Annotated in this window: 16 protein-coding genes; 2 read left to right on the top strand and 14 right to left on the bottom strand. The window is 39.6% G+C overall.

What is annotated here, in order from left to right:
• Positions 1–82: 82 nt before the first annotated feature.
• Positions 83–559, bottom strand: coding sequence for a PTS sugar transporter subunit IIA (locus BU200_RS02215; protein ID WP_075098606.1), 477 nt, complete (start codon positions 557–559; stop codon positions 83–85).
• A 26-nt stretch (positions 560–585) separates the two neighbouring features.
• Positions 586–2,514, bottom strand: a complete 1,929-nt coding sequence (locus BU200_RS02210; RefSeq protein WP_075098605.1) for a BglG family transcription antiterminator — start codon at positions 2,512–2,514, stop codon at positions 586–588.
• Positions 2,515–2,765: 251 nt separating this feature from the next.
• Here BU200_RS02210 and BU200_RS02205 point away from each other — a divergent pair, with 251 nt between their 5' ends.
• On the top strand, positions 2,766–5,144 hold the full coding sequence (locus tag BU200_RS02205) for a phosphoketolase family protein (RefSeq protein WP_075098604.1): 2,379 nt from the start codon (positions 2,766–2,768) through the stop codon (positions 5,142–5,144).
• Positions 5,145–5,514: 370 nt separating this feature from the next.
• Here BU200_RS02205 and BU200_RS02200 read toward each other — a convergent pair whose 3' ends face one another.
• The 5 genes from BU200_RS02200 to BU200_RS02180 form a co-directional block, all read right to left on the bottom strand.
• Positions 5,515–5,799: a hypothetical protein gene (locus tag BU200_RS02200; protein WP_228063970.1), complete on the bottom strand. Its 285-nt coding sequence runs from the start codon at positions 5,797–5,799 to the stop codon at positions 5,515–5,517.
• A gap of 554 nt (positions 5,800–6,353) precedes the next feature.
• Complete coding sequence (gene ulaG, locus BU200_RS02195; protein ID WP_075098602.1) at positions 6,354–7,445, bottom strand: L-ascorbate 6-phosphate lactonase; 1,092 nt, start codon at positions 7,443–7,445, stop codon at positions 6,354–6,356.
• Between the two features lie 732 nt (positions 7,446–8,177).
• A complete protein-coding gene (locus BU200_RS02190; RefSeq protein ID WP_075098601.1) occupies positions 8,178–8,471 on the bottom strand; it encodes a helix-turn-helix domain-containing protein in 294 nt (97 codons plus the stop codon).
• On the bottom strand, positions 8,461–8,826 hold the full coding sequence (locus BU200_RS02185) for a type II toxin-antitoxin system RelE/ParE family toxin (protein ID WP_075098600.1): 366 nt from the start codon (positions 8,824–8,826) through the stop codon (positions 8,461–8,463). Before BU200_RS02185 ends, BU200_RS02190 begins: the two co-directional genes overlap by 11 nt.
• A 203-nt stretch (positions 8,827–9,029) precedes the next feature.
• A complete protein-coding gene (locus tag BU200_RS02180; RefSeq protein WP_280523052.1) occupies positions 9,030–9,374 on the bottom strand; it encodes a minor capsid protein in 345 nt (114 codons plus the stop codon).
• 53 nt (positions 9,375–9,427) lie between these two features.
• Between BU200_RS02180 and BU200_RS02175 the strand changes: the two genes are divergently transcribed.
• Complete coding sequence (locus tag BU200_RS02175) at positions 9,428–10,186, top strand: trypsin-like serine protease (protein WP_075098598.1); 759 nt, start codon at positions 9,428–9,430, stop codon at positions 10,184–10,186.
• Between the two features lie 343 nt (positions 10,187–10,529).
• Here BU200_RS02175 and BU200_RS02170 read toward each other — a convergent pair whose 3' ends face one another.
• From BU200_RS02170 to BU200_RS02140, 7 genes are all read right to left on the bottom strand, one after another.
• Positions 10,530–11,645: an FRG domain-containing protein gene (locus BU200_RS02170; protein ID WP_083609331.1), complete on the bottom strand. Its 1,116-nt coding sequence runs from the start codon at positions 11,643–11,645 to the stop codon at positions 10,530–10,532.
• Positions 11,638–12,228 (bottom strand): ImmA/IrrE family metallo-endopeptidase, encoded by a 591-nt coding sequence (locus BU200_RS02165; protein ID WP_228063971.1) that lies wholly within the window; start codon positions 12,226–12,228, stop codon positions 11,638–11,640. Before BU200_RS02165 ends, BU200_RS02170 begins: the two co-directional genes overlap by 8 nt.
• Before the next feature lie 126 nt (positions 12,229–12,354).
• Entirely contained in the window at positions 12,355–13,086 is a 732-nt protein-coding gene (locus BU200_RS02160) for a CHAP domain-containing protein (RefSeq protein ID WP_075098597.1), read from the bottom strand.
• Positions 13,087–13,405: 319 nt separating this feature from the next.
• Positions 13,406–13,777 carry a phage holin family protein gene (locus tag BU200_RS02155; RefSeq protein ID WP_075098596.1) on the bottom strand — a complete coding sequence of 124 codons (372 nt, stop codon included), beginning with the start codon at positions 13,775–13,777 and terminating at the stop codon, positions 13,406–13,408.
• A gap of 32 nt (positions 13,778–13,809) precedes the next feature.
• Positions 13,810–14,025, bottom strand: coding sequence for a hypothetical protein (locus BU200_RS02150; RefSeq protein ID WP_075098595.1), 216 nt, complete (start codon positions 14,023–14,025; stop codon positions 13,810–13,812).
• Positions 14,022–14,444, bottom strand: a complete 423-nt coding sequence (locus tag BU200_RS02145) for a hypothetical protein (RefSeq protein WP_075098594.1) — start codon at positions 14,442–14,444, stop codon at positions 14,022–14,024. Before BU200_RS02145 ends, BU200_RS02150 begins: the two co-directional genes overlap by 4 nt.
• Position 14,445: 1 nt before the next feature.
• The gene (locus BU200_RS02140) at positions 14,446–14,646 is read right to left on the bottom strand and encodes a hypothetical protein (RefSeq protein WP_075098593.1); all 201 of its coding nucleotides are present in this window, start codon (positions 14,644–14,646) and stop codon (positions 14,446–14,448) included.
• Positions 14,647–14,653 lie beyond the last annotated feature (7 nt).

Raw genomic sequence — 14,653 nt, 5'->3', positions numbered from 1 at the left:
TCCTGTTGATTTGCAAAGAGTATTAGGCTGAACTCAAGTACATAAGACACGTTAACAAAATAATAAAAGATAAACGAAACGGCTATAAATAATTATTTTTTATGATGGTCAACAGCTGCTCTTTTGTTTTGGCAGCTAAGAGTTGGGCTAACACCTCTGCATTTTGGAGGAGCCCCATTAACGATTGAAGCATTTCTAATTGAGCATGGGCTTGGTTCAAGCCCAGAACAAACACAATGTCAGCTGCAACTGTCTGGCTCAAATCTTCCATGCTTTTAAACGAGACTGGTTCTGTATTGGTGATGACTGCCACAAACTCCTTATAGACACATTCTGCATCTGTATGTGGAATTGCCACCCCAAACTGTTCCAGCTGAATACCCGTCGGGAACATCTCCTCGCGTTGTTCTACGCGTTCGAGGAAGTCTTCCCGTACATATCCTTTCTCCAAGGCGACCGCTGACACTTCTGCGAACAGTTCCTTATTGGAAGAATAGCGTTTTTGTGTAAAAATTAAGGACTCATTCAGATAATCCGATAATGTAATAGCTTCCGCCATTGTAACCGTCTCCTTTTTTCTAATTCCTACAAACAATCGATAAAATCAGCCTGATCCTCAATCGAATGTAAGGTATCAATATAGCTAGTACGATCAATTTTTGAATATAAACTAATCAGTGCTTTCTTATACAGTTCCTCATCTTTTTCTGCAATGGCGATGAGAACCACCACCTTGACCATGTTTTGACCCCAGAGGATAGGCTTATCAAGGGTCATGATGACCAGCTGTGATTCTGCAACAAATGCCGGATCTGCATGAGGCAGGGCAATCCCTGTGTAGACACTGGTACTCCCTAACTTCTCCCTAGCCAAGACTGATTCTAAAAACCGTTTGTTCCGCTGATTTCTCAATGAGGTTTTCCCAACCATTTTCCGAATACACTCTTCAGCAGATGAACAGGACTGATGAAGTAAGATATTGGTTTGTAACAAATCCCGAATCACCGATTTTGAAAAACTCGTGTTGTCATGAATCACAGACAGCATATTCCGATTTCCTTTGGTCAAACTCGTGTAGGCCTGTTGAATGATGGCTAATTCCTCATCTGTCACGATCGGGCTAACTTGGATATAATCGACCGCAAATTGCTCTAAGTGGATGGAGCTGATAATCAAATCCGCCTGCTCAAGCTTTTCTTCTGTCAATTCCCGCATATCCATGTTAACCAGATGATCAAAATCGGAAATCGTACGGCGTAAGGAACTCATCACCAACTCTGAAGTCGCTAGACCATGCGGACAAATCACATAAATGGTCAGAGGCGTTGTCATCTTCTCAACCGAAATCTCAAAATAGATGGTCAGAAAAGCAATCTCTGCGTCAAAAAATTCGACTGCATACTTCTCGGATAAGGACTTTGAGGCTAACCAGACAATATAATAGAGCGCACTATACCTCGTCTTTATATTTTCTGTAATCTGATTTTTAATGTTAATCCCACTCTTTAAGCGATAAATCATCGGCTGCGTATGGTTCACTAACATTTGAAAGAGATGCCCATCAGACCGAAAGTCAACACCGGTCAACTCCGATACTCTTGCAATAAACTGCTCAACTGTATTTCGAAACTCCGACTGCTGCACCATCTCCGTCTCATATCCCACTGATAGGAGCGTATAACAGATCGCACGAACTTCTGCGTCTGTAATCAGATTCATCGCAATACCAGTCGCCTGACTGAGCAACTCTCCAGCAATGATATAGACCTCATATTGTTGGAGATTTTCAACACCGACGCCCACATCTGGCTCTACAATCGAATTTCCTTGAAGGTAGCGCTTAGAACTAATGAGCAAATCTAAGACCAGATAGACCCGATATTGTTCAGATGTTCTAAAATGATAGAAATGAGACGATCTTTGAACACTTTCCACAACATTCCTGATCAAGTCAGGAGAGAAAAAGCGAGCTAAACCTTCCTCATATTGTAGGCTGGTCAAGTCAAAATGCCGAATGATAAAGTCTCGGAAGAACTTCCTAACATTCTCTTCTTGGCCAACCAAGGAAACACGACCACTCTTCTTTAGTAGCGATACCTGATAGGAGCTGAAACGCTGTTCCAGTCGCTCTAAATCTCTACGAATCGAAGCCTCGCTGATAAAGTGGCTCACAGACCAGTCCAACACATCGATTGTGCCACTGCCTAAAATTAACTCTTTTAACAGGTCGCACTCTCTATGAAATTGAGAATCTTCGTCCAGCACATCATAGTTACATTGCTCAACTAAGGCTAGAATTTTTCTCTTTTCATTTTGTTTAACCTGCAATCGGATGCCACGACGTGGCGTTTTTTCTATCGTAACACCAAAAGATGACAGTTCTTCATTCACCATTTGTAGATCCGCATAGGCTGTTTTGGTTGAAACAGCGTATTTAGAGGAAAGCTCTTGTGCTGTTACATAATTCTTGGCAGCTATGAGATCTCTCAGAATATTGATTTGTCTAGGATTCAATCTGGACCTCCCTGTTACATGTATCATTATAATGTAAGCGTTTTTATTATTAAAGTCAACTTACTTCCAGATTAATGTGGAAGTATTGATATTATATCGGTAATTTTCAAAAAAATATCAGTCAGAGCTTGCTGTTTCTATTTCTTTTCTATTTGTTTTCAACAGATTTTTCAAGTTTTGACAGGGCTTACATAAGATGATATAGTGAATATGTGAAATAAAACACAATAATCGATAAAGGAGATTGAATCATGACACAACTATTTGATTCACCAGAATATCTTGCTAAGGTTGACGCTTGGTGGCGGGCTGCTAACTATATCTCAGCCGCTCAAATGTATTTGAAAGACAACCCTCTGCTCAGACGCGCAGTTGTCGAGAATGATTTGAAGGCTCACCCAATTGGCCACTGGGGAACTGTCCCGGGGCAAAATTTCATTTACGCCCACCTCAATCGTGCCATCAACAAGTACGATTTGGATATGTTTTACATTGAAGGACCCGGTCATGGTGGGCAAGTCATGGTCGCAAACGCCTATCTTGATGGCAGCTACACAGAGCTTAACCCTGATATTCCACAAACAGAAGAAGGCTTCCAAAAACTATGTAAAATCTTCTCATTCCCGGGAGGCATTGCCTCTCATGCCGCTCCTGAAACACCCGGCTCCATCCATGAGGGAGGAGAACTTGGCTATGCCCTATCACACGCCGCAGGAGCTGTCTTGGATAATCCAAACATTATCGCAGCAACGGTGATCGGAGATGGAGAGGCAGAGACAGGCCCCTTGATGGCGGGCTGGTTTGCCAATACCTTTATCAATCCAGTAAACGACGGAGCCGTCTTGCCAATTCTGTACCTCAACGGTGGAAAAATCCACAATCCTACGATCTTAGAACGAAAGACTGATGAAGAGTTGGCTCAATTCTTCAAGGGACTAGGCTGGAATCCCCTCTTTGTTGACGTTACAAGTTCAAGCCTTACAGTAGCACATCAGGCAATGGCTCAAACACTTGATCGCGCTATTGAAATGATTCAAGCTCTTCAAGAAAAGGCGCGTAAAGGTTCAGCTGAAGAAGCAAGTATGCCTGCTTGGCCGGTGATTGTTGCCCGGATTCCAAAAGGATGGACGGGTCCTAAGACTTGGGAAGGACTCCCAATTGAGGGTGGATTCCGAGCTCACCAAGTTCCTATCCCAGTAGACGCCCACCACATGGAGCACCTTGACGCCCTCCTTGACTGGCTTCAAAGCTACCGTCCTCAAGAGTTGTTTGATGAAAATGGTCGATTGTTCCCAGAAATTGCAGAAATCGCACCTAAAGGTCAACGCCGCATGTCGATGAACCCAATCACCAATGCAGGTGTTATCAAGCCAATGGATACAGCTGACTGGAAAAAACACGCCTTTGATATCAAAACACCCGGTGACATCCTTGCACAAGACATGATTGAATTTGGTAAATACGTTGCGGACTTGGTGGAGGCAAATCCGGATAACTTCCGTATCTTTGGGCCAGATGAAACCAAATCCAACCGTTTAAACGCTGTCTTTACAAAAACCAATCGCCAATGGCTTGGTCGGCGCAACGAGCATTACGACGAATGGCTTAGCCCGGTTGGTCGCGTCATTGACTCGCAACTATCAGAGCACCAAGCAGAGGGTCTTTTAGAAGGCTATGTCTTGACCGGCCGCCACGGATTCTTCGCTTCGTATGAATCATTCCTACGGGTAGTCGATACCATGATTACCCAGCACTTCAAATGGCTGCGTAAATCAAAAACACATACTAGCTGGCGGAAGAACTACCCTGCCCTCAACTTGATTGCGACCTCAACCGTATTCCAACAGGACCATAACGGCTACACCCACCAAGACCCGGGCATCCTTACCCACCTATCTGAAAAAACACCTGAGTACATCCGTGAGTATCTTCCCGCGGATACCAACAGCCTCTTGGCTGTCATGAATAAGGCTTTCAAGGAAGAGGATGTCATCAATCTAATCATCACTTCAAAACACCCACGTCCGCAGTTCTACTCCATCACTGAAGCAGAGGAATTGGTTGAAAAAGGATATAAGGTCATTGATTGGGCATCGACTGTTCCTGCTAATGGAGAACCTGATGTAGTATTTGCTGCCGCAGGAACTGAGCCAAACTTGGAAGCCTTAGCTGCGATTTCAATCCTCCACAAGGCCTTCCCTGACTTAAAGATTCGCTTTGTCAATGTCGTAGACATCTTGAAACTTCGCCATCCAGATGTGGACCCCCGCGGACTGTCCGACCAAGAGTTCGATAGCGTATTTACAAAAGACAAACCTGTTATCTTTGCTTTCCATGCTTATGAAGGAATGATCCGCGACATCTTCTTCAGACGTCACAACCACAAGCTCCATGTCCATGGCTACCGTGAAAACGGGGACATCACTACACCATTTGATATGCGTGTCATGTCTGAACTAGACCGCTTCCACCTCGCCCAAGATGCCGCCCTTGCTACACTCGGACAAGAAGCACAAGCATTTGCCGAAAAGATGGACCAAACCCTTGCCTACCACAAGGACTACATCCGTGAACACGGGGACGATATTCCCGAAGTCCAAAACTGGAAGTGGAAAAACCTTCGCCCATAAATCCCCCCAACCGAGCATGATTAGGGATTAATACGACGAAAAACCCTAGAAGCAGTTCAGTGAACTGCTTCTAGGGTTTTTGAATAAAATTTCTTTTAGAGACTTTCCTTACATGACAGCAAGCTGTAACGATTTCCGTGCTGTACCTAATATTTTTTGTTAAACTTTTGAAGTTTCCAAATGCCTAAAAAACATTTATTTCAGGCATTTTTATCACTGCGGAAAGTCTCGGTATAAGGATTGTTCCACTCGCCAAGTGATACTTTATGAAACTAAAAACCCATAAATTCTTTGCCGATTCCACCTATACTACATCAGGATAAGTCTTAAAAAGACAGGGTTCTAACCAAAGCCATGAGACCATCTTTGACTAAAATACACGAGTATTCAATTTCTCTAACTCCTCATTCTCTATACATACTTGCACTCCGACAAGTTCTTTTTCTTCATAAATGAGACCACAGAAAAATACAACCCCTTCCTTACTCAACCAATTTGATAATATGACTAAGGTTTCGATGATATGATCCTCAATGGTGATAAAGCAATGATTCCCTTTCTCAACAAAGGTTATACATTTAATAGTTCCACATTGCTCTCCTAAGTGAAAGGCAAGTAATTTTTTTAAATGGTCAAAGAATAGCTGTTTTTTCATTGAAACTCCTTTCAAAATCCTTGATTTCTAATATCATTATATCAAACATAAAAGAGTATCAATATAAAACATATAATTTGCTACCAATTGTCTTTCCATCACTTTCTTCCTTTACTAGGCTAACACAAAAATCCAAGTGCCATTATTACTCCTTCTTCTACTGTACGGGGACAGGGTGGCGTTTCTAAAATAGAAATCCTCATAATCAAACAAAAACTTTTTGGTATGCTCGACCTAATACAAATGCTTCTTATTACTTTTCTGGAGGTATCAATATCAACCTAATGAATACTGAATTGTCAACAACTACCTATCTGCCCATTGATTAGCTCATCATAATGGATGGGTATTTGTGCAATATCATCTTTAGCCTTCTTTTACTCCTTATGTAGTGTGGATGACACAGAAAAAATACAATAAACCGCCTCTCCTCTTGCTTTCTAGGCTCAATCCTGCTTCAGAAATCAAAAAAAGGATTGGAGGTCGATAACAGACTTCCAATCCCTTTTATTTATCGATTAGTGATGACTGTGCCTACTAAGTCACTCCTGCTCTTACAGCAAGGCTTTGAACTGAATGTTAGAATCTTCTAAGAAGCAATCGTCAAATCCGCGTGGGTGATGGTATTCAATACGATCTTGATCCATTGGATAGGTGTACTTACCACCAACTTCCCAGATGAATGGGTGGAATTGGTATTGCAGACGTTCTTTTCTCATCTTCCACAATTCTAGGATTTCATCAGTTGAAGCCATAAAGTTTGACCAGATGTCATAGTGAACTGGGATGATAACCTTAGCACGAAGATTTTCAGCCATGCGAAGAAGGTCAATTGACGTCATCTTGTCTTGGATTCCAAGTGGGTTCTCACCATAGTTGTTCAAGGCAACATCAATCTTAAAGTCACGTCCATGTTTAGCAAAGTAGTTTGAGAAGTGAGAGTCCGCACCATGGTATACTGTTCCACCCGGTGTCTCAAAGACGTAGTTTACAGCCTTGCGCGCCATTTCTTCATCTGTCACCGCAAGTCCAGCCAATTCACCATCTTGGGCATCTGCACCTTCTACTGGAAGGGTCACCAAGCACGTACGGTCAAAAGATTCTACCGCATGAACCGTCATATCCTTGATTTCAAAGCTATCACCTGGTTTTACAATGATAATACGCTCTTCCGGAACACCCCACTTCTTCCAGATTTCGCCACACTCGTAAGGTCCGACAAATTTCACATGGTCTAATTTAGGATTGTTCACAATAGCTGCTGCCGTATTGATGTCAATATGGTCACTATGGAAGTGAGACACAAGATAGTAGTCCAATTCATTGATGGCAAATGGATCAATAACCATTGGCTGCACGCGCAAGTTTGGTTGGAGTTTACGAACGCCTGCCATATTCGCCATTTGGTGTCCGCGAACCATGTCTTTTACTTTCTTCGTTGACTTACCACGCGCTGACCAAAGATCCATAACAATATTAGCCCCGCCCGGTGTCTTAAGCCAGATACCACAATTACCCAGCCACCACATTGAAAAGTTCCCTTCTGGAACCACTTCTTCTTCGATCTCTTCATTGAGCCATGTCCCCCACTCTGGGAATGTACTCAAAATCCATGATTCTCTTGTAATTTCATTCACTTTTGCCATAATAGCTCCTCCTGATAGCTTATGTATAATCCTAGTATAACGCTTTCATTTATTCATAAAAAGACCAAATAAAACACAGGCATGTGTTCACGTTTGGACTGTCAGCCACCTCAAAAATCAGCTCCTACTCCTAAAACCAAGGTCTGACGAAACCAGAAAATGCTATTAAAGATAGAAGTAAAATTTGAAAATGTACTACTCCATAAAATAAAAAACTCGGAGCTTTACATATTGTCTAATGCAGATCTATCAGCTTCTTCATCTGGCAAAGGACGACCAAGCCAGTCTGCTTCAGCAGCTATTTCTCTCGTCTTGTATTTGGGTATATCATGAGATGTCCAACACTCCATTTTTTAAGCAACAACAATTTATATCATCATATAACAGCTGCAATAATTCCCTTTTATTGACTTATCTCGCAACTCGCTAATACTAGCCGTATCAAGCCTTTTTTAAAACTCAAGTTCGCGATAAGAGCTAGCGCGCGGAAAAATCCGAGACACGTCTCCCTTAAGCGAATTGTGACGAAAACATAAAAGCGCTTTATTTTTTATAATTGTATCAATACCCAACAATTCAATAAAATACACCAAATCACTAACCCACTTTTTAACTTTTTCATTCTAAAATGTAAAGTATAAACAAGTACAAGATATTAGAGGGGTAGTAAAAAAGGTATTAAATTATGAGTTCAGCAGGCAAGAAAACAGCACCTTAACGGGTGCTGTTTTTTTATGCTTGTTCCTGTTCCAAAGGTACAACTGCTAAGGTCTTATCAAGACTTGCCAATACTTTTAAAACTGTATCAAGTTGTGGGCTAGTTTTACCCGTTTCCATCCTAGCGATAACTGGTTGGCTAACACCGCTCATCTCCTCTAGTTTCTTCTGACTAATGCCCTTTTCATTTCTAGCCTCGATAAGCTCACTCATGATAGCCACGCGCATATCACTTTCTAGAATTTCTTCTTTGCTAAATAATTCTGCTCTTACATCTTTCCAGTTACTACCAATTGCGCTATTTTTCATTATCTAAACCTCTTTCTTTTAAGTCTGCTAACTCACGTTTAGCTTGCTCAATTTCTCTTTTAGGTGTTTTCTGTGTCTGTTTCATGAAATGATGCAGTAAAACAAAACTACCATCAATCCATGCAACAAATAAAATTCTATCCCTTAATGGTCTTAGCTCCCAAATTTCAGCATCTAAATGCTTAATATATGGCTCGCCTATACGTGTTCCATATTGACTTAACAACTCAATATAGTCATTGATTTTATTAAGCTTAATTCTGCTATCTTTCCCTCTTTTACTAGCAAGCTCTCGCATATAATCTAAAACTGGTTCATTGCCATTTTTATCTTTATAAAAATAGATATTATGCACCTTTGCACCTCTTTCTAGTAACAATTATAACCTAAAAATTATTATTTGTAAATACTTTTAAGTTATTTTTTAAAAAAAGCACCTAGTTTCCTAGATGCTAACACAATAGCCTGGATTTGAACCGGAATCTCCTCCATCAAGGTGTAATCCCTATATACTACTCCTTGTGCTTGAAACATTATATCAAGCAGTATTAAAATTTATCAAGTAGCATCTACATGGATTGCTTTGATAAATGCTCTTTTCCAATTTCTAATATTGTTAGCATTTTTAAAGGATTTCTCATACCAATGTGTACCAGTTCCAGGCGTTGTGTACTTTCTTTTAGCTGCTAATAATTCCTCTTTGTTAGCAAAGAAAAATCGCCTTTGTTTTTCAGAAACAAACCCTTTTCGTTTTGGTCCGTAATACTGCGCTCTTGCGTAAGGTGGATTATAGACTATAGAATTTACAACTACATGCCCAGATGCTCGCAGATTACCGCTTTTCTTTGGAATATATTTATTGGTATCAAGCATCATTTGGTTCATCATAGCTACTTTGCCTATTTGTAAAGAAAATAATATTATGATAGAATTATCAAATACAAAGGAGAAAAAAGATGAAGAAAAAATTTTTCTTATTCCTCTGCTCGGCTATTATTGCATTTACGCCAAATCTAGCTTTTGCAGGCACAAGACAACCCGTAACATCTAGGGAGCAAAAAGCATTCCCCTACAACCTTACATATTCCTGGTATGTGACAAAATCAGATGGACAAACCATGCGTTCGACAGGGACATATATCGGAAACGGTAAATTTTTATCAGCTGCTCACAGTGTTACAGATCGATACGGCCGTTACAACAGTAGCAATACCGCAATCTCGCTTGCTCCCGATTTAAGTGAACATTTCAAAGTTTACAGCCAAGGGAATAACCCTTTTAAAGTCATGCCGGGCTACGCAGGTTTCAATGACTTAAAAAATGATATCAGTATTACAGAAATTACAGAACCCATTTCTATTAACACAGATACTCAACGCATCAAACTTAAAATCTATCAAGACCTAACTAAATTAGTGGGAAAGACAGTTGAGACAACCGGGTACTCCAACTTCACAAGAACCGATTTTACAAAGGCTAGAGGCAAAATACTTTCGGTTGAAAGCGATGGAACATTGATAGCTGACTTGGGATCAGCTACGGAAAATTCTGGCTCTGCCGTCTATCTTAACGGCGAAATCATCGGGGTTTTAACCGCTATCACAGATGAATGTATCGGTCAAAATACGTGTAAACGGGGAACTATCACCCCTCTCACATTGGATATCAAACAGAAATTACTTGATCCGAACGGTGTCCCTAGCTCCGTTGAATAACTACTCTCACTTTCAGCCTGAAAACAACGCTCTTGGAAAATAGATTCTAAGAGCGTTTTGAAATTTTATAGTCGCTCAGTTTACTTTTTAACTCATCTTGCTGTACTATTGAGAAAAGTTACACTTTTCTTATCTATCACTTGTCTAGTTATCAACTAGACAACTACCTGCGACTCGTTGCCTAGCACTAAAAGTAAACTGAGCAACTATATCTCATTGCAATACAAAAACACCAGCATAAGGCTGGCGTAGGAGATTATGAAAAATTTTAGGATTGAACATAGTATAGCACGCACCGTTGTTGAATGCATCGGTCTTGAGACGGAAATTTTTAGAATCCTAACTAATTATCTAATCCTAAAGTTTTACGAGTAGTAGCTTCGTAGTGTTGAGCCAAATATTGAATCTTACGTTCAAAATCTGGAAATAAATCCTCTTTGAAATAATGATATTCCTTTAGTTTCTTAATCAATTCTTCACAAATATGCCTTAAGCATTCCAATATTTCATAATCTGAATTGGATAATTTTTTCTCCAGTTCCTGTTTATACTCTCCTAGTTCCGTATAGTTAGTTTGAGTCATACTAAGAAGTTCTTCAATACGTTTTATGTCTTCTCGCAAAGATTTTTTATGAAAATGCTCGTCATACTCTAAAACTATTTTGTAGGTTTTTATCTTTTTGATATCATAACTTTTAATACTATCTATTTTGTCAAAATTTAGAAAAGCTCCTTTTTGAGCTATTATACGTTCGTTTATTCTATCTTTTTTCACTTCAGTAAATAGATGTTTTTCTCTATGCTTCTCGTCATCAATCTTGAAGAAAAATAAAGACGGAGAACACTTCTGATTAATATGCGACAAACCAGATAGCATAAAAAGTAAGGCAATGTAGGGATTTTTAGTTATATCTAACAAACTGGTCTTTAAACCGTAGTGTTGTAACAAAGCCAGCTGTTCTTCTCTGTCACCCATATTATCAGTATCCAAAGGAAAATAGGAGATTTTTTCAGGAAATTCATTAGCTACTCTTTTATATAAATACTCAAATCTTTGCCTGTAGTCATTTTGAACATTTTTTCTCAAAATACCAGGAAGCAATGGGTATTCATGAGATTGTCCACGAAAATAGTTACACGAATCCTGAAAAGAATCAGAGGTAAAGAATTGGATTAATTCTTTATAAAGATAGAAAAGTTGCCAATCCCCACCATTGTACATATTTTCACTCTTTAACTTCTTGTTGCAATCTTTAATGAATTCTTTTAATTCGTCAGCGATTTCGCTATTTTCTGATTCAATTTCCAGATTGAGTATTTTATAGAATCTATAATCCTTTTCTTCCTCTGTTTTTCTTCTGACTATATAGCGTATTTTTATTATCACTTCTTCGAAATATTTGCTTGCATCATATTCTTTATTAACTTTGTTATAAAAATCATCGTTGCTATTATGCATCAACAAATACCTGCAAATTATCTAATCTATATCTAAAGGATTGTTCAGAAACATTCATAATACCTGCCCCTATTTCGATTATCTTATCTACATCTCCATTATCGAAATTTTGCTCTCTTGTATATCCTAAATCCTCTATAACTTTACCAACAACCTCCTGCACTAATTTACGTGGCATAAGTAAAGTCGCTGCGAATTTATTTGCTGAAACTTCATTCATTCTAGATATAACATCTTTATACCTAGAGCTATCCTCATCCCTATAATGAATTTTGCCTTGGTGTTCTAAAATAATATGTCCTATTTCGTGTGCTATAGTAAATCTCTGTCTGACCTTCGGATCCCAGATATTAACACAAATTCTACTATCCATCCCTTGTTCAGCTTCCCCTGAATATTCTAAATCTTTATATTCGATTTTAATTCCACATCGGTTCGCTATTTCATCTACATCAATGGATAGATTTTCTGTAGAGAGATTTTCTATCTCTTCTCTTTTATCTTTAAATTTTTCTAAGAAAGTTTCATCATATAAATTTCTATATAACAACATTATACTCACTTCCTTTTTGATATTTTTCATACAAAGTATATCACATTATATATCTTTTGAATACAAAAATACTCAATATTCGGAATTTTTCTTAAAAATATTGTTAAGTTTTGTTTACAAAAAATCCCGCTCAGATTTCTCTGGGCGGGGGTAAGGTTATTTAAGACTTCCCCAAAGGGAGATACGCTTACCAGCTGCATCTGTTTGACCAATCGCTAGGTAATTACGAATGCCCGAACCTCCGATATAGGAAATCCAGCGGAAGCCGTTAGCTGATCCTTTGCTGTCATACTTAATAGCTTCCCCAGGTCGATAGGTTGCCACAATCTCACCCTTTAGGCTCGGCGCACGGCGGACATTGATATAACTTGCTCCGACTGTAAAAGTACCGGTCTCTGGAATCAGGTCAATTTCTTTGCTTGTTGGCTTGGTAGTTGCTGGTGTGCCTCCATTTTGATACGGTGGTCTGAACCAGCCTACCACATTAGAGACATTGCGGGTATTAAAGCGGGCTGGACCACCAACCTGCAAGCTATCCCAGTTGCCATCAATGTTCTGTTCAACGGTTTTCATGGTCTTGCCATCACTGTCTGCAATCACCACTCCCGTGTGACCATAATTGATGCCACCGGCAAAAAAATTCATCACAAAGAAATCACCAGCTTTGGGTCTTTCATTCATTGGCAGATAGAATACCTGCCATCCAGCCTGTTTCGCCGACTTGATCAGATCAATAGCATTACCCCATAAGTCTACACCAAACCATTTTTTAGCTGCGAATGTCGGGACATCTGCGCACTGATAACCATAGGCGCCATCCTTGTCCACTCCCATACCAGCATTGGCAAGATTGATAAAGAATTGTGCTACTTCATTTGCTCTTGTCATTCTTCTCCTCCTTATTGAATAGTTCTAAAAACGGGCTAAGCACAAAAGCGATGTAGCCCGCAGGTAACAATACCATCATTACAAACAAGCACTTAACCGCTCTCATGCTCTACCTCCTTATTTTTAATGCATCAAAAGACTGAACTGTCTTATCGTCCCAAATACCCAAAGCATAAAAAGTGCGGATAAGATACTGTTGATTATTTAATGAGACATTACTCGTATCACCCGCATTATATTTAGCATTTGTCCAGTCGTATAAATGATAAAGACTGAAGCTGTTGCATCACCTATACATGTTTTTATAGATTACACACCCTTACTTCTTCTTAAAAACATCTAGAAAATCTTTGAATAAACGCACCTCTAGCCCCATTTTTTTGAGGTTTTCCAAAATAGAGGTCAACTCAAATAAAAGATAACCTAGATACATAACATATAAAAGAGCAATTCCTGTCTCACTTGGTAAAAGAATTGCAACTGGAACAAAGAAAATCATGACAATCATTGAGCATAACTTCCGTAATATTCCATTAATTCCTATTTTGCTAACAAAGTCAATATCTGGATTGATTTTGGCGGCAATTGCTCCTGTAAAAAAATCAATAATCATAGCACAAGCAATCAAGCCCAAAATATAAAAAATCTTCCCATCCTGGGACTCAATCAAATTTTGTAAAAATAAAAACATATACTCTCCATTCTAAAAAGAGTAGCCAACAACTATTCCCCAATCCTTACTTCTTGCTCAGACAAAACCTGAGCTACGACAGTACGCAAGTTGAATAGCTTTGGCACATCGTTGAAATTATAGATCCCTTTGACAACCAAGCCTACCCAACTTTTGACAACAATTGAGTCTTTTGTGAATTTCATAGTAAATTTTCCTTTCTTTAGCAATGCTACTCCTGTAATCAAACCGCTAACTAGCTGATTCATACCATTTCCTCATCTTTTTCATGGGATTCTTCAGACAGCCTGCTCGAAAAAATCGCTGTAAGTTCTGTAACTGCTTGGGCGACTGTCGCCTCTAGCTTTTCAAAGCGTTCATTACGTTCTGCTTCTGCTTTTGACGCTCGCTCATCTGTCAGCGCAGCTTGTGCTTGAACTTCTGAAATAACCCTATTCGCCTCATTGATTCTGTCATTCCGTAATTGGTCTGAAAAGTCCTTGACATACTTCAGTGTGAACCAGTCAACAGCTAATTTGATCAACTCTGCTTCTGAAGTGTTCGTGTGGTCTCCGTCCAGTTCTGCATTGAATAGGACTGTCTCACGTTCGTCTGCTTCCTTAATAACAACGATTGTTTTGCCAGTCGCTGGATTGTAAGAAGCTGATGAATATATTTTTAATGCCATGCTATCCCTCCTTTTCTTTTGACTTCCTAGCCTGTTCATCGAACAGCTCTTGCAAACTTTCATCAGACGCAAGTACTCTGCGCATGTCTTCTAGCTCCTGAATTGACTGAATAAGTCGCGCTCGAAGCTCCGCATTCTCTACTGTTTTGGTCTTCAATTGCTCCGCGAGGTCTGCGAGCATATGATTGTATAATTCTTCCATGTTTTTC

Origin of the sequence: Streptococcus acidominimus (assembly GCF_001921825.1) — a bacterium.
GTDB classification, from domain to species: Bacteria; Bacillota; Bacilli; order Lactobacillales; family Streptococcaceae; genus Streptococcus; species Streptococcus acidominimus.
The sequence above is the reverse complement of the archived record's forward strand: the minus strand, read 5'-3'. Positions and strand labels throughout refer to the sequence as shown.

What these genes read in the sequence shown, in the direction of transcription:
- BU200_RS02215 (WP_075098606.1), bottom strand. Translation starts at nt 559, where the DNA reads ATGGCGGAAGCTATTACATTATCGGATTATCTGAATGAGTCCTTAATT.
- BU200_RS02205 (WP_075098604.1), top strand. Translation starts at nt 2,766, where the DNA reads ATGACACAACTATTTGATTCACCAGAATATCTTGCTAAGGTTGACGCT.
- BU200_RS02200 (WP_228063970.1), bottom strand. Translation starts at nt 5,799, where the DNA reads ATGAAAAAACAGCTATTCTTTGACCATTTAAAAAAATTACTTGCCTTT.
- ulaG (WP_075098602.1), bottom strand. Translation starts at nt 7,445, where the DNA reads ATGGCAAAAGTGAATGAAATTACAAGAGAATCATGGATTTTGAGTACA.
- BU200_RS02190 (WP_075098601.1), bottom strand. Translation starts at nt 8,471, where the DNA reads ATGAAAAATAGCGCAATTGGTAGTAACTGGAAAGATGTAAGAGCAGAA.
- BU200_RS02175 (WP_075098598.1), top strand. Translation starts at nt 9,428, where the DNA reads ATGAAGAAAAAATTTTTCTTATTCCTCTGCTCGGCTATTATTGCATTT.
- BU200_RS02170 (WP_083609331.1), bottom strand. Translation starts at nt 11,645, where the DNA reads ATGCATAATAGCAACGATGATTTTTATAACAAAGTTAATAAAGAATAT.
- BU200_RS02165 (WP_228063971.1), bottom strand. Translation starts at nt 12,228, where the DNA reads ATGAAAAATATCAAAAAGGAAGTGAGTATAATGTTGTTATATAGAAAT.
- BU200_RS02160 (WP_075098597.1), bottom strand. Translation starts at nt 13,086, where the DNA reads ATGACAAGAGCAAATGAAGTAGCACAATTCTTTATCAATCTTGCCAAT.
- BU200_RS02155 (WP_075098596.1), bottom strand. Translation starts at nt 13,777, where the DNA reads ATGTTTTTATTTTTACAAAATTTGATTGAGTCCCAGGATGGGAAGATT.
- BU200_RS02150 (WP_075098595.1), bottom strand. Translation starts at nt 14,025, where the DNA reads ATGAATCAGCTAGTTAGCGGTTTGATTACAGGAGTAGCATTGCTAAAG.
- BU200_RS02145 (WP_075098594.1), bottom strand. Translation starts at nt 14,444, where the DNA reads ATGGCATTAAAAATATATTCATCAGCTTCTTACAATCCAGCGACTGGC.
- BU200_RS02140 (WP_075098593.1), bottom strand. Translation starts at nt 14,646, where the DNA reads ATGGAAGAATTATACAATCATATGCTCGCAGACCTCGCGGAGCAATTG.